The following is an 18,974-nucleotide window of genomic DNA, read 5'->3' on the forward strand; positions in this document are numbered from 1 at the left end:
CCTGAGTTTGAAACCTTCTATACCAAAAACATTTTGCTGAACGAGGGTATCCGCGCTTGGATGGCTCCTCAAGATCAACCCCACGAACAATTTGTATTCCCTGAGGAGGTATTACCACGTGGTAACGCTCTCTAATAGACCAAATATCTTAGGCGGCGCTGGACGCGACCAAGAGTCCACTGGATTTGCTTGGTGGTCTGGTAACGCACGTTTAATTAACTTATCTGGTAAACTGCTGGGCGCTCACGTTGCTCACGCTGGTTTGATTGTATTCTGGGCTGGAGCAATGACTTTGTTTGAAGTCGCTCACTTCATTCCTGAAAAGCCTATGTACGAACAAGGCTTGATCTTGTTACCTCACCTCGCCAGTCAGGGTTGGGGTGTTGGTGCTGGTGGTGAAGTCATCGACACCTTCCCCTACTTTGTTGTCGGTGTACTCCACCTAATTTCCTCAGCCGTCCTTGGCTTTGGCGGTATTTATCATGCCGTTCGTGGCCCAGAAACCTTAGAAGAATATTCTTCTTTCTTTGGTTACGACTGGAAAGACAAGAACAAGATGACCAACATTATCGGGTTCCACCTGATTATTTTGGGATTCGGTGCATTGCTCTTAGTGCTAAAAGCAATGTTCTTTGGTGGATTGTATGACACCTGGGCACCAGGCGGTGGTGATGTTCGGATTATTACCAATCCAACATTGAACCCAGCCGTTATTTTCGGTTATGTAATCAAGTCTCCCTTTGGTGGCGAAGGCTGGATTGTTAGCGTTAATAACTTGGAAGATGTCGTTGGTGGTCACATCTGGATTGCCTTTATCTTAATTGCTGGTGGTATCTGGCACATCTTCACCAAGCCTTTTGCTTGGTCACGTCGTGCATCCATCTGGTCTGGTGAGGCTTACCTCTCCTACAGTTTGGGCGCTCTTTCACTGATGGGCTTCATCGCCTCCATCTTTGTTTGGTTTAACAACACCGTTTATCCAAGCGAATTCTACGGCCCTACCGGCCCAGAAGCTTCTCAAGCTCAGGCTTTGACCTTCTTGATTCGTGACCAACGCTTGGGTGCTAACGTCGGTTCTGCCCAAGGCCCTACAGGTCTAGGTAAATACCTGATGCGCTCTCCAACTGGTGAAATCATCTTCGGTGGTGAAACCATGCGCTTCTGGGATTTCCGCGGCCCTTGGTTGGAGCCTCTACGTGGCCCCAATGGTCTTGATTTGGAAAAAATCAAGAATGATATTCAGCCTTGGCAAGCTCGTCGCGCTGCTGAATACATGACCCATGCTCCTCTGGGTTCTTTGAACTCCGTGGGTGGTGTGGCTACCGAAATTAACTCCTTCAACTACGTATCTCCTCGCGCTTGGTTGGCAACTTCTCACTTCGTACTAGGATTCTTCTTCCTAGTTGGTCACTTGTGGCACGCTGGTCGCGCACGGGCTGCGGCTGGTGGTTTTGAGAAAGGAATTAACCGTGATACTGAGCCAGTGATGTTTATGAATGACCTCGACTAGTTCTAAGGTTTATTTCATCACTGACAACTAAATAATTTAGAGGCTCTTGCATAAAAGCAAGGGCTTTTTTTATAGGAGAATTAGTAATCTATTGATAAACTGAGCAACTTACCAAGGTAATTAATATCATGAGCGATTCCAATTTTATTGATGCTTTACGATGGACATCTGAAGCTAAAGAAAAGTTACAAAATATCCCCTTTTTTGTCCGTTCTCAAGCTAAAGCCAGAATTGAACAACTAGCTCGTGAAGCAGGACAAGAGCTTGTCACCGCTGATTTGGTAGAACAGGCTAGGCTTGAGTTTGGACAGTAAAACATTTACATTTTGGAGGTCGTAACAATGACAGTCGCCAAAAATCGAGCAGACCGAGTAATGCTTTATGACATTAGCTGGGAACAGTTTGAAAATCTTCTAAAAGACTTGGGAGAGCATCGGGCAGCAAGGTTAGCTTACGATCGCACTACTTTAGAAATTATGACACCTTTACCAGAACACGAACATTACAAAGAGGTAATTGGCGATTTGGTCAAAGAAATCGCTGATGTGCTGGATTTGGACTATGAAAGTTTTGGTTCGACTACTTGGAAGCGAGAAAGCCGAATGGCAGGGGTAGAATCAGATAATTGCTTCTATTTCCAGAATGAAGCTGCGATTCGGGGTAGATTGGATCTAGACTTGAGACAAGACCCACCGCCTGATTTGGCACTGGAAATTGATGTTACCAGCAAGTCTCTAAATCGTTTTCCCATTTATGCCCGCCTGGGAGTACCAGAACTCTGGTGTTATGATTCCGGTGAACTAAAGATTTATCTCTTGCAAAATGGGGAATATGTCGAGTCAGAGAAGAGTCTGGTGTTTCCTACTTTAGCAATTCGGGATCTGCCGAAACTGATTGAGCAAAATCGGGCAAATGGCAGACGGGCAATTCGTCAGGCGGTTCGGGAATGGGTGAGAAAAGGTGAACTACCCAGTTAACATAATTTACGAATTACGTTAGCGTAACGGGGCGTAGCCCATTACGAACTACTAATTAATATCAACTTCCTCCCACATTCATTGCTGCTAAAAAAGCCTTCTGGCTGACATTTCTGTAAACTGTATTTAAATATTTCATTACCACATCACTTGAAGTTGAATTTACTGCGTTTTCCTCTTCTTTCGCAAGAGGTATTGCTCCTAATACATCTAAAACTATCTCGCTAGTAGACGGTGCAATTACTACCAAGGATGACTCTAGTGGCTCATTGTATTGCCAGAAAGAATCAATTTTTACCGAGTATTTGTTATTAGGAATTGACTGTTGAATATCGGGCGTTTCTGTAGTGTTTGGTTCAATCTTGGCACTACGTAATTTACGCAAATCGCTGATAATTTGCTCTTTGGAACGTCCGCGCAATTGAAATAGTACAAAGGGGTCTTCACTGAAGCGATCGCCTAACTGATAGTATATCGCCCCAATGTGTTTACAGGGATTTGCTTTATCAGGACAAGAGCATTTACTCTGAACATCAGCAAGGGTAAATGGAAATATCGAAAGACCATTAGCGGTGAACACTTCTTCTATATTTTGTGGCATTTCTCCTGCTAGTAGTTTGGCAGCAAAAATTGCCCTTTGGGACATGGTTTCAATTACATAACCCCATTGTTCATCGGTAAATGGTTCAAGGCAAAGGGAAACTTTATAAGGTTCGACTTCACTACCTTGCACCCTAGCCAATACTTTCGCACCTTTAAATTCGATGCTGAGAACATTTCCTTGACGAGCATAATTTCTCGCACGTTCCAAACGTTTTTTAAAGCGATAGGAATCTAGCAAATCTAGCCATTGTTGTGACCACCATTCTCGACTTGCTTGTAATGTGTAATTAGTCATAATAAATTTCAAAACTTAGTAGTCTGCTATATTAGTGCGAGTTCGTAGTGAGTGTTTTAGCGCTCAAATCAAGCACTAAAGTCCTTACTACGAACTCATTCTGTATCCTCGTCAATTACTGCACTGCGATCGAGTATTAGTAAGTTACGAAGTTGGTCTGTATCCAGTTCTGTTAACCATTCTTCACCAGCACCTACAACTTGTTCAGCCAGTTGTTTCTTACTTTCAATCATGTCATGAATTTTTTCTTCTAAAGTACCTGTGCAAACAAATTTATGTACTTGGACATTCCGAGTTTGACCAATCCGAAATACTCGGTCTGTGGCTTGATTTTCTACGGCTGGATTCCACCATCTATCAAAGTGGAATACATGATTTGCTCGTGTTAAATTCAATCCTACACCACCCGCTTTCAGAGAAAGAATCATAATCGGTGGCCCTTGAGGATCGTGTTGGAAACGGTCGATCATTTCCTCACGTTGTTTTTTACTAGTACTGCCATATAAAAAGAATATTTCTCGCCCTAGCTGTTTTTCTAAATAGGGTTTAAGTAATTTACCCCACTCAGCAAATTGTGTGAAAATTAAAGCGCGATCGCCTTCTGCTAAAACTTCTTCTAACATCTCTTCTAGCCGCAAAAGTTTGGCTGAATTATGTTGCTCTAATGTTGCCTGTTTCAAGTATTGGGCTGGGTGATTGCAGATTTGTTTGAGTTTGATTAGTAAAGCTAAAATCATCCCTCGACGTTGCAATCCTTCAGCAGATTCTATCTCGACTAAAGATTGTTCGACAATTTGTTGATAAAGTGCAGCTTGTTCGCCAGTTAAACCGCAAAATACGGTCATTTCTTGCTTATCTGGTAAATCTTGAATGATGTCGCGATCGCTTTTCAATCGCCGCAGTATAAATGGTTGTACTAATGAGCGTAATTGACCTAAAGAAGCCGTATCACCATACTTTTCAATTGGCATGGCGAACCGACGCTGAAAAAATTGCTTATTACCTAAATATCCGGGATTGAGAAAATCTAAAATAGACCATAATTCTTGCAGTCTATTTTCTACAGGTGTCCCCGTCAATGCAATGCGAAATGTCGCTTCTAGTTGCCGTACTGCTTTTGACTGCTTTGCCTCTGGATTTTTCACATTCTGAGCTTCATCTAAAACAATTATCTGCCAAGAGACACTTTGTAATGACTTAATATCTCGATGAAGAAGTGAATAGCTGGTAACGATTAAATCGTGTTTTTTTACGGCTTCTAAAAACGCTTTACCTTTTGGGCGTTTGTCACCGTGATATTGCAAAATTTTCAGGCTAGGTGCAAATTTATTGACTTCCCTTTCCCAGTTGCCTAAAACCGAAGTTGGACAAACTAGCAGTGTTGGATTTTCGAGTGCATCCTGTTCTTTGAGATGTAGCAAAAAAGCTATAAACTGCACGGTTTTACCGAGTCCCATGTCGTCTGCGAGACACGCACCTAAGCCCCAACGTTCCAAGAAAGATAGCCAAGCAGCACCACGTTCTTGATAGGGTCGCAACTGCCCTTTAAAGCCCGTTGGAGTGGGTAAAGGTGCGATCGCTTGATTATTATTTAACGCCCCAATCAACTCTTGCAATGCGCCAGAAGCATCAAAGCTGACCACTGGTAACTTTTCAATTGCCTGAGTATCTCCTGTACTCAAACGCAAAGCATCTTCCAGGGAAAGGGCCATTTGGTCTTTCCGAGTGGTAAAAAATGTTTGGGCTGTCTTAATATCTTGGGGACGCAATTCTACCCACTCGCCATTAATTTCCACTAGCGGACTATTTAAAGCCACAAGTTTATCAAACTCAGCTTTGGAAATAGTTTGTCCGCCAATTGCCAATTGCCATTGGAAATTTAGTAAACTCTGCAACCCTAAACGTCCCTGCTTTCCTTTTGGGGTTTCGGCAGTAATTTTCAAACCCAAACGGTTCGCCCATCCTTCGCGGTTCGCTAAACTGGGAGGCAAAATTACTCCCAAACCACTGTCTTCCAATCTCCAAGCTACAGCTTTGATAAACTCATAAGCTTGAATGGGCGCGATCCGAGAAGATTGGGGATATTCGGTTTCAAAACTGGGTGCGATCGCTGGATATAATCGAGAAGCTACCCCCAAACCTCGCAAAAATGTTTCTTGTGGTTGGTCAATTGTCCGATTTTGATAAACCAATCGTTCAACTGGATTGTTCCAAATAGTTGCCGCATCCACCACAAACTCAGGATCGTCAGCTGCTTGCAGAAAATATGCCAACGTCCAATCCGTTTCGCCAGATTCAGGAGAACGCAATTGAAAACAAGTACGAAATAGAGTTTTAAGAGTTAATTGGTATTGTAGCGGCATAGTCCAGGCCTTCAATGCCGCTTCCAATCGTTCCACTTCAATAGCATCTGCATTAACTGTATGAGATGCACTAGTTAACGCTTGCAACCACTGTCGCACCCCACCTGGTAAAGATGCAGGTTGAGAACCCACCATTTCTCGCACTTGGGCATCTATTGTACTGTTAAGAAATCCCAAAAGTAATTTTTGAGGTTCGGTGGGGAAGTTTACATAAAATAGGGATTGGGGATTAGGGATTGGGGATTGGGAAAACTCTTCTCCAGCCCCCAGTCCCTCTTGATAAGTACGACAAACCAACGGCATGGTTGCAGAAAATTTTTCTAGGCGGGTTCCATCTACTGCACTGTCTAAAAGTACTTGCCATTTAGCAGCAAATACACCATTTGATTCTCGGTCAATTGTTGGTAAAAACTTACACCGTGAGATCAAATCTAAACTCCAGCGGGCAACTTGCGACCAAAAACGTAAATCTCCACCTAAAAAGGCATCTTCCCCTTTCGCAGCACTTAAGGGAACAGCAGCGAGAAATTTTACTGCTTCGCTGGGGTTGAGACAAAAACCCTCAACTCGCCACGGTTGTAAATATTGTGGCGAGTCTGTATTTTCCCCCAAGCTGGCAGAATGTACAGGGAAAATTGCTGTTGTTCCTTTATCGCTACCTTCTATATAAGTTGGTAGGGCAATGATTTGAGAGTGCGTTGGCAAACTTATCTCAGGCGCACTGGCGGCTTTGCGCGTTCGCCCAGTAGTTGCAATGGCAACTTGGGGTTTCTGGATGAAGTTGGTAATTGCCATATTCTGGGAAGGCAACCACTCACTCAACTCCACTGATGTCATTGCCAATGGATGTAGGGGTATATCTCCAGATCCATTGGACTCGGAATTTACTCGTGGCGATCGCCAAGTTTCCCCCCAAATAAATAAACTACCATTTTGATTTTCTAGTAACCAATTACAGTGTAAAATCGCCATTTGCTAACTACTCAGATTTCCCAAAATTCTAGAATTAAAATTACAATTACTCTACTTTTTGCATCTTCTTAAGAAGATTTATTGGATAAGTTTCTCATATAATAAATATTTAAGTAATTATTCTACATACACATTGTTAATAAATGAATTTTCCTCTAATTAAAGTCTTAAAAAATGGCATATTAGTTGAACTGGATTATATGCATCCTCAAGAACAGGAGGTTGTCAGAGCCTTGCTCAATGTTGTAATTTCTGAAGGTAAAACCTATCCCCAAAAGCAACCTCTCTCTCCTACAGAATTTTCAGCTTACTGGTTAAGTAAGGATGCCTTTGTTGTCAGGACATCTGTTGTAGATCCTACACACAAATCAAAAGAAATATTAGGGGCGTTTTATTTAAAGCCAAACTTTCCCGGTCGGTGTAGCCATATTTGCAACGCTGGTTTTATTGTACAACCTGAGTTACGCGGTCAGGGTATAGGACGGTTCATGGGAGAGGCTATGCTTTCAATCGCAGCAAACCTGGGCTACGAAGCAGTGATGTTTAATTTGGTCTTTGAAACTAATATACCTTCAATTACACTTTGGCAGTCGTTAGGATTTGAGATTATTAGGCGAATTCCGGGTGCGGCGAAGCTAGAAAATGGGCAGGTGGTAGAAGCGCTAATCCTGTATCACACTTTGGGTTAAACGACTTGTCTATCTTTGTATGTACTAGAAGTCAGCCATAGGGCATAAATGTTAGGATTGCCACAGAAAGAGAATAGCGAAAGAGAAGGAAAAAAAACTGAATGGCAGAAGTTGATAAGTCAATATCCTTCGATGGAAGGGATATTCGACTGAAAGTAGGCCTATTAGCTCCCCAGGCAGGTGGGTCGGTTTTGATAGAATCAGGGGACACATCCGTTTTAGTGACGGCTACGCGATCGCAAGCCAGAGAAGGCATTGATTTTCTTCCTCTTACTGTAGATTATGAAGAAAGGCTATATGCCGCTGGTAGGATTCCCGGCGGGATCATGCGGCGCGAAGGTCGTCCACCAGAAAAAACAATTCTCACCAGCCGTCTTATAGACCGTCCCATGCGTCCTTTGTTCCCGTCATGGTTGCGGGATGACTTGCAAATTATTGCCTTAACGCTGTCGATGGACGAGTTAGTTCCACCCGATGTGTTAGCAGTTACAGGCGCTTCCATTGCTACCCTGATTGCCCAGATTCCTTTTAATGGGCCAATGGCAGCAGTGCGGGTTGGTTTAGTGGGAGATGATTTCATTATTAACCCCACTTATGCAGAAACCGAAGCGGGAGATTTGGATCTGATAGTAGCAGGTTCACCATACGGCGTGATCATGGTGGAAGCGGGAGCCAATCAGTTGCCAGAGCGAGATATTCTCGAAGCGATTGATTTTGGTTATGAAGCAGTGCGGGACTTAATCAAAGCGCAGCAAGATTTAATTGCCGAACTTGGTCTAGTAATAGTGCAAGAAGCACCACCAGAAGTAGACCAAACGTTAGAAAATTATATCCGCGATCGCGCCAACGGTCAGATTAAGAAAATCCTGTCTCAATTTAGTTTGACCAAACCCGAACGCGATGCAGCTTTAGATGTCGTCAAGGATGAAATTGCCGCGACGATTACCGAACTGTCAGAAGAAGACCCCATTCGAGTTGCTGCAACTGCAAATAAGAAGGCACTTGGTAACACTTTTAAAGATATTACCAAACACTTCATGCGGCGACAAATCATCGAAGATAACGTCCGCGTTGATGGTCGTAAACTCGATCAAGTGCGTCCGGTTTCTTGTTTAGTTGATGTCTTACCAAAGCGAGTCCACGGTAGCGGTTTATTTAATCGGGAACTAACTCAGGTATTATCCACTTGTACTTTGGGTACACCTGGGGATGCTCAAAACCTCAACGATGATATGCAGCTAGATCAGCACAAGCGTTATCTGCATCATTACAACTTCCCGCCGTTCTCAGTCGGTGAAACCAAGCCAATGCGCGCCCCAGGAAGGCGTGAAATAGGTCACGGGGCATTGGCAGAACGAGCGCTAATCCCTGTGCTACCGTCAAAAGAACAATTTCCCTACGTGATTCGCATCGTATCGGAAGTACTTTCCTCCAACGGTTCCACATCAATGGGTTCAGTCTGCGGTTCCACCCTCGCCCTGATGGATGCTGGTGTACCAATTCTCAAACCCGTCAGTGGCGCGGCAATGGGTCTGATTAAGGAAGGGGACGAAGTGCGAGTCCTGACCGACATCCAAGGCATTGAAGACTTTTTAGGCGACATGGACTTCAAAGTTGCCGGAACGGATACCGGGATTACCGCCTTGCAGATGGATATGAAAATCTCCGGTTTGTCTTTGGAGGTGATTGCCCAAGCCGTCCACCAAGCCAAAGCAGCCCGGTTGCATATTCTGGAGAAAATGCTCGCCTGCATTGACACACCACGGACTGAAACCTCACCTTATGCCCCACGTCTGTTAACAATCAAGATTGATTCAGACATGATTGGTTTGGTAATTGGCCCTGGAGGCAAGACTATTAAAGGGATCACAGAGGAAACTGGTGCAAAAATTGACATCGAAGATGATGGCACCGTGACAATTTCCGCTGTGGATGAGAACAAGGCCAAGAGAGCCAGAAATATCATCCAAGGCATGACCCGCAAGTTGCACGAAGGGGATGTCTACGCAGGACGCATTACTCGGATTATACCGATAGGTGCATTTGTGGAATTTTTGCCTGGAAAAGAAGGCATGATCCACATATCTCAACTAGCTGACTACCGCGTTGGTAAAGTTGAAGATGAAGTAGCGGTGGGCGATGAAGTGATTATCAAAGTGCGCGAAATTGATAACAAAGGTCGGATTAATCTTACCCGCTTGGGTATCCACCCAGATCAAGCAGCAGCAGCAAGAGAGGCTGCGGCGGTGAATCGGTAACTCGATTTGGGATTTTAGATTAGATTAAATCTAAAATCCGCGATGCCTACTGTGAAGGCATCGCCGTATGCTTCTCTAAATTAGTTGCACAAAATTTATTTAAGAGAAAATAATCAGAATCGAATTAATGAAACTGATACCTGCAAATTTTTTCAACGACTATGGAATAAATTTACTTGATAATTAATGCTACTTTCTCGGTAGAAACGTAATTTGGCAAGACGTGATTCAATTTTGCTTCGTTGAGATGCAGATGATCTGACAACACAGCAGAGATCACATTCCGAAAATCAGTAGTAATAGCCAAGTCCCTACCTTGGTAAAGTTGGGTTGTAGATAGACCAGGCCATTCACCATAAACTTTACCACCGCGAATATTACCACCCAAAACCCACATAACATTCCCGTGACCGTGGTCAGTACCACCATTATCATTTTGCTTGACTGTACGACCAAACTCCGACATCACAACAATTGTCGTATTTTGGTAAACGCTCCCTAAACCTCCAACTAAAGCGGCCAAACCCGAACCCAATTTTTTGAGATTTCGAGCTAATTGTCCTTGAGTGCTGCCTTGATTAACATGGGTATCCCAACCTCCCAGAGCCATAAACCCTAACTCAATTCTGGGGTCTTTGAGCATTAGTTGTGCCAATCGTTGGGCATCGCTGGCAAAGCCATCAGGTGAAGGCGCACCATTATTGGCCATTTTCATTTCACTATCTAGGTCATCCATGATCGCCTGACGCGCCATTCGTCCTTGGTGATAGGTCTGACTTAAGGCATCATTACCGTCATAAAGTTGGTCAAATGCTGCTGCTAATTGAGGACGATCTATTGGCAGAGGTCTGTTAGCATTTCTACCTGATGCTATGTTAGCTACAGGCATCCGTCCAGAAAAAATCCAGGGTGTTGTTTCTCCGACACTTACCGCTTGGATGGGTGTTTTTTGAGAAATCACCCCTAGTAAACGATTCATCCAACCATCCTGAGTATGTTTATCACCAGGGGTAGCGCTTTCCATGTATTCTTGAGCATCAAAGTGAGAACGAGTTGAATCGGGAGAACCACAGGCATGGACAAAGGCCAAACTCTTCTGTTGCCAAAAAGGCATCAAAGAATCTAATGCTGGATGTAAGCCAAAGCGTCCATCTAAATCTATTACTCCCCCTTCCTTCCCTGGTTGGGGAATAGCAATTTGCGGTCGGGCTTGATAGTAGGCTGTCTCTGAGTAAGGAACCACGACGTTTAAACCGTCTACTGCTCCCCGGAGGAAAATTACAATTAAGCGCTTCTGATCGCTGTTTGGGGTAGCGGATCTAGCTATCCAAGCATTGCTGCTTATGGTTGCGATCGCGGAAGCTGAAAAAATTCCACCTTGGATTAGGAAGTCACGTCTTTTCATAATTAAAATTACTGAGCTATGGCTATTTCAAATTCGCTTCTGTGTCTCAGCTAGAACTGCTATGTCAACAACCTAGTTCTAAAGACCAATACCTTAGCCAAAAAAAGAGCCTTGATAATTAATTTTTGGCAAAACCGGCAAAAACTGTAACTAACGATGCATAAATTCTGGACTGCCCAAAATTAAAGCACTATGGATTTGAGGGGAACTAGAGGCGATCGCATTCTGCGTTTTCATTGACAAAGAATTGCCCAATGTATTGGTTAGTTGCCAAGCATCTACAGGAATACTGGGAGACTTTTGTAAAGGTCTTTGCCCTGTGCCGATTTGCTTTCTCTGTTCTATATTTGTAGGGATGGTTGATAAGGGTAAATTGCCATTAGCGATCGCCGCAGCAAAACTGAGGCGGCGGTTCATTGCATCAGGATTTAACCACATATCTGCTGTGTTTTTGTAACCGTCTGGAGTTTGGCAACCGTATAGGGGCATTCCCAACTGTTGCAGCAGATTGGAGATTGGTCTTGTGTTCTCTACTTCCACACCTGTGGCTCGCACCGCAGAGATCGCATATTGATAGGGTGTTTTAAACTTAGCATTAAAGTTTTTGGCATCCCAGAATTCCCGACTGTGAAATAGGGTGTTAAGAACCTCACGAATATTACCATCAGTGGCCAGATAGCGGTGTGTGAGATTGTTTACCAGAGTCGTTGGGGGAAGATCGCTGACAAAATATTGAGCTATTTGATAGCTGATGTGACGTGCAGTTGCCGGACTGTGAGCCAAAATATCTAAAGCTTCTTCCCCTTGAGATTCACCACCACTTTTAATTGTGTGTCCCAGGAAAACTTTGTCACTAAAATCATGACGCTTTGGATTGAAGTAAAATCCGAAAGTATTATCTGTCTGTTGACTGGGACGACTGAAACCCCAACCACTTAAAATCCGCGCCAGAGCAATTACATCTTGCTGAGTATAACCTCCATCTACGCCGAGAGTGTGTAATTCCATCAGTTCGCGGGCATAGTTCTCATTCAAGCCGCGGATATTACCTTGAGCATCGGGGTGGTTGTCAGCCCGATTTTGGAAGTTATCCAGATAATACTGCATAGCTGGATGATGAGCTGTTGCCCCTAACAGGTCACGAAAACGACCCAAAGCATAAGGTCGAATCGCCTGTTGTTCATAAGCTCCCACCCAGAGGCGATCGCGTCCTTTAGCAGCATCCACATTAAAATGGTTATACCAAAAGTCCACCATCACTTCCTGGAGTTGTCTCTTACTGTTAGTTGCTTCTAATAATCGCCCCTGGACTGCCTCATCTAGCACTTGTTTCGCCCATTTATTGGCAGCTTTTCTTTCTGACGGGGTGGGTTTTTGTCCTGGAAGATTAGTTGTCTCATGTTCTGAGAGTTCCACCGGATTCAAGTAGAGAGTATTTAGCTGCTTGAGTTGGCTGGTGAGACTTTGCGGTTCGGGAATCGATTCGGGTGAGAGTTGTTCCTGAATGTATCGCTCTACACCCAGAGACTCCACTCTTTGCACATCTCCCGGACGAGGGCCAAAGCTGAGGCGATTAATTATATGTAATACTTTTGGGTCAACAGGTGTGGAGGCTGCATTACTAGGAAGAATTGACCCCAGTAATATCAACAGCAACAATACCCAATACTTAGGATTTACACTCATAGAGTTAATTGTGCTGTGCGGGAGGATTTTTCTTATACATACGTTCGGCAAATTTCTGCCGTTGCTCTGGGTTCAAGATTTCCCGAATCGCAAGGGTATTTTCAAACTGGGTATCACTAAGCTGCTGCTTTAGAAGGTTAATTTGGTTATATTTACCCCGCACTTGCTCTTTAGTAGCTGTCCCTGCGATCAGATCGTGTAATTCCTGTTGCCCTTGACGGATTTCCTGTGATTTTTGGGCTATCTGCTGTTTAGATTGATTACGAATTTGCTTAATCTGTTGCAATTGCTGGGATGTCAAATTTAAATCCTTGAGCCATCCTCCTGATTTAGCACGGGAGTTTTGGGCAATGACTTGCTGTGAAATTAAAGTTGGCTTGGCCAGAGCAATAGTGCTACTAAGAGCAATTATCGCCACTGCCAAAATGGAAACACGACGGATTAACATCAAAGCGATCTCCTATTCAGTATCTAAATCTGTAAAATGCCATACATCACTTTCTAGATGTTCGTTACTGACTGTACCTTGCCAATTGCTTTCAATAAAACCTTCCAATGTGGCAAGTTCAGCCGGACTCGGTTGAGTGGGGATGAAAGCACGGTAGCCAACTATAGCAGCTACTAATCCAGCGGCAAGAGTAGGTAGAACTAACCTCGGTCTTGAATAGTGGCGTAAGGGTGGCTGAGTGTAAGCTTTCACCTGTTGTAAAATTTGTTGTTCTAAATCAGGTGAGGCTGGCGGAACATCTGGGCTATGTTGGCAGAGAAAATTAATTAGGTCAGGATCATCATTGGGTAACTGAGTCATAGCTGCACCCCTTGGTTTTGGAGAAATTGACGCATAGCAGCACGAGCATGGAATAGGCGTGATTTGACTGTTCCCAGGGGAATGTCAAGGATTTGTGCTAACTCTTTTTGAGGTACTTCTTCCAAATCATGCAAAACCAATATCGTGCGATGGTCAAAACTTAGGTTTGCAAGTCCCCGTTGTACAAGGTCTTGATAATGCAGATTCATTAACTCTGGGGCTTCCTGTTCGGTAGGAGTTTTTTCACTGAGAATCTGTAATTGAGTTCGCCTTTGAACATCTGCCTGTCGCTGGTCATAAGCGACGTTCCAAGCGATTCGGTACAGCCAGGTAGAGAATTTTGCTGTTTGGCGAAACTTGGGCAATCCTTTCCAGGCTTGCAGAAACACTTCCTGCACCACATCGTCGAGGCTGGCAGGAGTACAGAGTTTATAGAGGATTGACCTGACTCTTTGCTGATGGCGACGGTAAAGCTGACCATAGCTTTGGGTATCACCTCGTAGACATTGCTGTACTAGATAACTGTCAGATTCGCTTTCTAATTCACCAATCAATTGATTTGCTTTTGAAACCTTGGCTGGCACAACTAACACCTGAGGCGTTCTCCTCTATTCGTTTCGTTGCTTGTATTTATTAGACCGGATGAATGGGAAAAAGGTTCAAATCAGATCCACGCCACACAATGAGCAATTAAGAATTGGTCTGCCCTAATTGAACCTTTTGTGAAAGGAAGAAGTCTAAAGCTATAGATTTCTGGTTCAATCAAAGGTATGTCTTTATGAACATGAAAAGAATTCTCTCATCTTGCTTGTTAGGTGTTTTGCTAACTTCGAGTGTTTTAGCAGACCGTGCATCTGCTCAAGTAGAAATCATTCTAGGAAACAATCACCGACATGAATGGCGCGAACGAGAACAAGCGAGGCTGGCTTTGTTACGTAGAGAGCGTGAACAACGTGAGCGCCGTGAATGGGAACATAGACAACATGAGCGCCGTGAATGGCGCTTAAGACATGAGCATGACTATCGCTAATAAATAGACTTTCTCATTCAGATGCGGTACAACCTTGTATCGCAAGGTGTAGGGGCAATTCATGAATTGCCCTTACGGGTGTACCTCACGTAAACGAGAACCGCTATAAGCAGAATTAGGATTAATCAGGTAATAGTGCCATAGAAGTCTTGCCGCAACTGCTCGCCACGGCCGCCAGTGCTGTGTCATTGCTTCTAGTTGTGCTGGTGTTGGACGCGTCGCCAATTTTTTGAGTCGCTGTAAAGCGATCGCGATCGCTAAATCACCTTTGGGAAAGACATCAGGACGTTGCAGAGCCATCAGTAAATAAATATCAACTGTCCAGTCTCCTATCCCTTTGAGGCGCTTTAACTCAGTTCTGATGGTAGTTTCATCCATTCTTTCCAGCTTCGTTAAGTCAAGCTGACCACTTGCGATCGCATTCGCCAACCCACGACAGTATAGAATCTTTTGCCGACTAAATCCAATCCCTTTTAATTGAGCATCATCTAATGTCAGAAAGTTTTCTGGTGTCAGAGTTACAACAACCCCACAGAGCCGGGAAAATACAGCCTTTGCTGCTGCCAAGGAAACTTGCTGTTCCAGAATTATGCACAGAAGCGTGGCAAAACCCGGTTCTCTTGACCATATTGGTGGAGGCCCCAGCGTCTCTAAAATCCCAGCCAAATCGCTGTCAATATTGGCAAGCACCATTAGACCACGGGTTAGACTTTCTTCAGTCAATGATTCTAGTTCAGGTGTTTGTGCGGCTGTTTCTTCCAATGTCATTTTTCAGAAATTTCAACCTAAAAAAATTAGGATACAGAGCAAGTTAATTGATTTATCGAACAGAATTCAGGAGTCAGAATTCAGAATTCAGAATGAATTATGTATGACTATTCTGATCGGAGCTAACGGAAACGTCTTCGGCTTTGCCCCTGAATTCTGACTTATTTTTCAAGAGAATTGTAATTTTTAATTTTTAATTTTTAATTCCTAATTCCCCCTTGGGGGTTGATTCTTGTGTGAGCAGTTTTTGTTTGCGCTCAATTCCCCAATGATAACCACCAAGACTACCATCACTCCGTAGCACACGATGACACGGTACAATCAGCGCTATCGGATTCGCACCACAAGCATTTCCCACTGCGCGGACTGCTTGGGGTTTGGCAATATCACAGGCGATATCGGTGTATGTACGTGTTTCACCATAAGGAATTTTTTGTAATGCTTGCCAAACCTGTTTCTGAAATGCTGTACCACGGACATCAAGTGGTAAATCGAGATGTACCTCACCTCCTGCAATAAAGTCGAGGATTGCTTGTATCCATTCTTTGTGTGTGCGATCATCACGGATGATGTGCGCTTGATGAAATTCCTGATTCAAGATATGTTCAAGCTTGTCTGCTTCATCACCTAGTTTAACGGCACAGATACCCTTTTCTGTTGTTGCCACAAGCAAATATCCTAGTGGACACGGAGCGATCGCATAGACAATACTAATTGTTTTTCCAGCTTGTTGGTAAGTCTTTGGTGTCATTCCCAGTTGTTTAGGTGCTTTCTCATAGAGTTGACTACTTGAACCATACCCTGTGTCATAAACGGCGTGAGCAATTTCTTCCCCTGACTGAAGACGCTGTTTCAATCGTTGGCTACGTAGCGCATCTGCATATTGAAAAGGCGATACACCAATTATTTGCTTGAATCTCCTTTGTAAGTAACTAGAACTCATTCCCACTTGAGAACATAGTTCCGAAAGGGTTGGGATGCGATCACCTTGTGCTTCAATATATCGACATACTGCTAAGACTTTGGCTGTGCTTGGAACTGTTTCAGATTGTGGTTGACAGCGCTTACAAGGTCGAAAACCTGCAATTTCAGCCTCTTGTGCTGATTGAAAGAAACAAACTTGATTGCGATTTGGTCGGCGACTAGGGCAAATAGGCCGACAATAAATGCCTGTAGAGCGAACACCATAGAACAGCTTACCTGCAAAACTGGGATCTCGATTGAGAACTGCTTCCCAGAGGGTTTTCTCTAAAAGTTGTGTCTGTTGTAATTGCATTAATGCCTCTGCTGCCATTTCTGGTAAATCATCGGGCGATCGCTACATACTAAACTTGATACAGAATGCAAGTAACTGAGGTACAAAAGAGTTTCTATCTCCTGCCCCAAAAAACGCCATAACATTAGATTAAGTCTATTGAAAAACTACTTTCTATCTGATTGTTGCGATCAAAGTCGGCTCAGTTTGGTGTAACTACGGTTAAACGATATTACATCCGATGCCTGTGGTGTGATCGTTGCGATCGCATTTAATTTCCGAGAATAGTTTACAATCGGGGACTCCCAAATAAAAAATATATTGAGATAGACATCTTGTCTATCGTTTTTAAACACGTAATATGTCTATGAACAATAAGGGTGTTACGATATCTTTCACCAGCTGAATCTGACTTATGAAATTAGTTTGCTCCCAAAGCGATCTCAGTACAAACCTCTCACTCGTTAGTCGTGCAGTACCTTCACGGCCGACTCATCCGGTACTTGCCAATGTGCTGTTACAAGCGGATGCTGAAACTAACCAAGTAAGCTTAACAGCCTTCGATCTCAGCTTGGGAATCCGCACCAGCTTTAATGCTGAGGTATGGCAAAGTGGCGCGATCGCACTTCCTGCTAAATTACTTGTAGACATCACCTCTCGTCTTCCAGAAGGCGAAATCACTTTAGATGATGAATCAGCCCTTACAGGTGCAACATCCGGTGGAGAAGGCTTAATTGTTACACTCACACCCAAAAGTGGACATTACCAAGTCCGAGCAATGGGGCCAGAAGAATTTCCCGAACTACCTGTGATTGAAAATACAGAAGTAATCCATCTCACCACCACCGCATTAATTGAGGGATTACGCGGTTCATTGTTTGCTACCAGTGCTGATGAAACCAAGCAAGTACTCACTGGTGTGCATTTAACAGTTAAACAAGACACCCTAGAATTTGCAGCTACCGACGGACATCGCCTTGCAGTTGTAGAAACTAGCAACGAGCGTCCTTTAGGTGGAACCACTCAACTAGAAGTAACAGTACCAGCGAGAGCATTACGCGAACTCCAACGAATGTTAGCTCATAGCGCCTCATCAGATGAACCTGTAGCTTTATATTTCGATCAAGGTCAAGTTGTATTTGCATGGCAAAATCAACGCTTGACTAGTCGCACATTAGAAGGGCAATATCCTGCTTATCGACAATTAATTCCGCGCCAATTTGAGCGACAAGTGACAATTGAACGGCGACAATTCGTCAGCACTTTAGAGCGGATTGCTGTGCTAGCCGATCAGAAAAATAATATTGTCAAACTCAGTATTGACAGCGAAGCTCAGGAAATTACTTTATCTTGTGAAGCTCAAGATGTTGGCAGTGGTAGAGAGTCGATGTCGGCACAGATTTCTGGGGAAAATATAGAAATTGCCTTTAATATTAAATATTTGATGGAAGGCTTGAAAGAGTTACCATCTTCCGAAATTCAAATGCATTTGAATCAAAGCCTAACTCCAGTGATTTTTACACCATTGGGTGGTTTGAAAATGACCTATTTAGCTATGCCTGTGCAACTTAGAAGTTAAAAAGAAGTTATGCAGGACTTGGGTGAGGAAGTAATGGTGGCTTGGGATTGCTGAAAAGAGCAATCAAAAAAGACTGATAGATATTTCCAAAAGGTTCCGCTTACTCGCAAGCGAAAGTCGCTTATCTTTTCCTTTGTCGTTGGGATCAGGCAGGAGGAAAGAGTGAAAAGGGTTTCAGCCTCATTCATTTTTGTTAATATAGTTTGGTTTTATTCTGCCGACTGACTTAAAACGAAAATAAATTTCTGCATACTCTTGACAAAAGTGCAATCATGTGAATGTATTACTACTGCTTGCGTGTAAGTCATCCTAAAAAATTTGTAGTATCCTCTTGACATTATGTAAGTCTTGTATTACAAATGTAATATGAACATTAAAGCCTCCTCAAAGGCAAAACTAAAACCTCTTGGAACTGTGACAATTGCATAGATGCTACTTTTTTAGGGATTAGTTTCGCAACTTCTTTCGGTAGTGCCTACTTTTGTGGCTGCGATTGGGGTTCGACTGCTCCGAAACCAACAAACGGACGGTTGCAGGATTCGGGTACCCTACGGGAAGGCAAAGCCTACGATTCCCGACGGCTCCACTAAGTCTGTCCCAAAAGTTTTGAGAGGTTAGTGGTTTCAGATCCCCGACTTCTTCAAGAAGTAGGGGATCTAGCAGCCCAACAAAATTAATGGGACAGACCACTAGACACTACTTCAATTGAAGTTGAGTACATCGGTGTTATTCAAACTTGGGTCTGTAGCTCTAACGGTAGAGATCCCGGATGTCAC

Annotated in this window: 16 protein-coding genes and 1 pseudogene; 8 read left to right on the plus strand and 9 right to left on the minus strand. The window is 43.6% G+C overall.

Annotation, left to right across the window (positions count from 1 at the left end; all coding sequences use genetic code 11):
- The 4 genes and pseudogenes from V7L31_RS01615 to V7L31_RS01630 form a co-directional block, all read left to right on the plus strand.
- A pseudogene (locus V7L31_RS01615) lies at positions 1-135 on the plus strand (photosystem II D2 protein (photosystem q(a) protein)); the annotation flags it as partial.
- Entirely contained in the window at positions 119-1,510 is a 1,392-nt protein-coding gene (gene psbC / locus V7L31_RS01620) for a photosystem II reaction center protein CP43 (protein ID WP_334694641.1), read from the plus strand. The pseudogene V7L31_RS01615 and the gene psbC, both read left to right, overlap by 17 nt.
- A gap of 128 nt (positions 1,511-1,638) precedes the next feature.
- The gene (locus V7L31_RS01625) at positions 1,639-1,824 is read left to right on the plus strand and encodes a PCP reductase family protein (protein WP_190934553.1); all 186 of its coding nucleotides are present in this window, start codon (positions 1,639-1,641) and stop codon (positions 1,822-1,824) included.
- 27 nt (positions 1,825-1,851) lie between these two features.
- Positions 1,852-2,487 carry a Uma2 family endonuclease gene (locus tag V7L31_RS01630; RefSeq protein ID WP_334694642.1) on the plus strand — a complete coding sequence of 212 codons (636 nt, stop codon included), beginning with the start codon at positions 1,852-1,854 and terminating at the stop codon, positions 2,485-2,487.
- Between the two features lie 61 nt (positions 2,488-2,548).
- Here V7L31_RS01630 and V7L31_RS01635 read toward each other — a convergent pair whose 3' ends face one another.
- Complete coding sequence (locus tag V7L31_RS01635) at positions 2,549-3,385, minus strand: SWIM zinc finger family protein (RefSeq protein ID WP_334694643.1); 837 nt, start codon at positions 3,383-3,385, stop codon at positions 2,549-2,551.
- A gap of 95 nt (positions 3,386-3,480) precedes the next feature.
- Positions 3,481-6,720, minus strand: a complete 3,240-nt coding sequence (locus V7L31_RS01640) for a DEAD/DEAH box helicase (protein WP_334694644.1) — start codon at positions 6,718-6,720, stop codon at positions 3,481-3,483.
- Between the two features lie 143 nt (positions 6,721-6,863).
- Between V7L31_RS01640 and V7L31_RS01645 the strand changes: the two genes are divergently transcribed.
- Both V7L31_RS01645 and V7L31_RS01650 read left to right on the plus strand, forming a co-directional pair.
- Positions 6,864-7,409 (plus strand): GNAT family N-acetyltransferase, encoded by a 546-nt coding sequence (locus V7L31_RS01645; protein WP_334694645.1) that lies wholly within the window; start codon positions 6,864-6,866, stop codon positions 7,407-7,409.
- Positions 7,410-7,510: 101 nt separating this feature from the next.
- Positions 7,511-9,667 (plus strand): polyribonucleotide nucleotidyltransferase, encoded by a 2,157-nt coding sequence (locus V7L31_RS01650; RefSeq protein WP_334694646.1) that lies wholly within the window; start codon positions 7,511-7,513, stop codon positions 9,665-9,667.
- Positions 9,668-9,839: 172 nt separating this feature from the next.
- Here V7L31_RS01650 and V7L31_RS01655 read toward each other — a convergent pair whose 3' ends face one another.
- From V7L31_RS01655 to V7L31_RS01675, 5 genes are all read right to left on the minus strand, one after another.
- Positions 9,840-11,072, minus strand: coding sequence for a DUF1501 domain-containing protein (locus V7L31_RS01655; RefSeq protein ID WP_334694647.1), 1,233 nt, complete (start codon positions 11,070-11,072; stop codon positions 9,840-9,842).
- Between the two features lie 150 nt (positions 11,073-11,222).
- Positions 11,223-12,758, minus strand: coding sequence for a DUF1800 domain-containing protein (locus V7L31_RS01660; RefSeq protein ID WP_334694648.1), 1,536 nt, complete (start codon positions 12,756-12,758; stop codon positions 11,223-11,225).
- Between the two features lie 4 nt (positions 12,759-12,762).
- A complete protein-coding gene (locus V7L31_RS01665; RefSeq protein WP_334694649.1) occupies positions 12,763-13,206 on the minus strand; it encodes a Spy/CpxP family protein refolding chaperone in 444 nt (147 codons plus the stop codon).
- Between the two features lie 12 nt (positions 13,207-13,218).
- Positions 13,219-13,566, minus strand: coding sequence for a hypothetical protein (locus V7L31_RS01670; RefSeq protein ID WP_334694650.1), 348 nt, complete (start codon positions 13,564-13,566; stop codon positions 13,219-13,221).
- On the minus strand, positions 13,563-14,159 hold the full coding sequence (locus V7L31_RS01675; RefSeq protein ID WP_334694651.1) for a sigma-70 family RNA polymerase sigma factor: 597 nt from the start codon (positions 14,157-14,159) through the stop codon (positions 13,563-13,565). Before V7L31_RS01675 ends, V7L31_RS01670 begins: the two co-directional genes overlap by 4 nt.
- 185 nt (positions 14,160-14,344) lie before the next feature.
- On the opposite strand from V7L31_RS01675, the gene V7L31_RS01680 reads away from it, so the two are divergent.
- Entirely contained in the window at positions 14,345-14,596 is a 252-nt protein-coding gene (locus tag V7L31_RS01680; protein ID WP_334694652.1) for a hypothetical protein, read from the plus strand.
- A gap of 72 nt (positions 14,597-14,668) precedes the next feature.
- On the opposite strand, the gene V7L31_RS01685 is transcribed toward V7L31_RS01680, so the two are convergent.
- Complete coding sequence (locus V7L31_RS01685; RefSeq protein WP_334694653.1) at positions 14,669-15,364, minus strand: DNA-3-methyladenine glycosylase family protein; 696 nt, start codon at positions 15,362-15,364, stop codon at positions 14,669-14,671.
- Positions 15,365-15,557: 193 nt separating this feature from the next.
- On the minus strand, positions 15,558-16,658 hold the full coding sequence (gene ada, locus V7L31_RS01690; RefSeq protein ID WP_334694654.1) for a bifunctional DNA-binding transcriptional regulator/O6-methylguanine-DNA methyltransferase Ada: 1,101 nt from the start codon (positions 16,656-16,658) through the stop codon (positions 15,558-15,560).
- A gap of 376 nt (positions 16,659-17,034) precedes the next feature.
- On the opposite strand from ada, the gene dnaN reads away from it, so the two are divergent.
- Positions 17,035-18,198 (plus strand): DNA polymerase III subunit beta, encoded by a 1,164-nt coding sequence (dnaN, locus tag V7L31_RS01695; protein ID WP_334694655.1) that lies wholly within the window; start codon positions 17,035-17,037, stop codon positions 18,196-18,198.
- Positions 18,199-18,974 lie beyond the last annotated feature (776 nt).

The organism is Nostoc sp. (assembly GCF_036916655.1).
In the GTDB taxonomy this organism is placed as follows: domain Bacteria; phylum Cyanobacteriota; class Cyanobacteriia; order Cyanobacteriales; family Nostocaceae; genus Nostoc.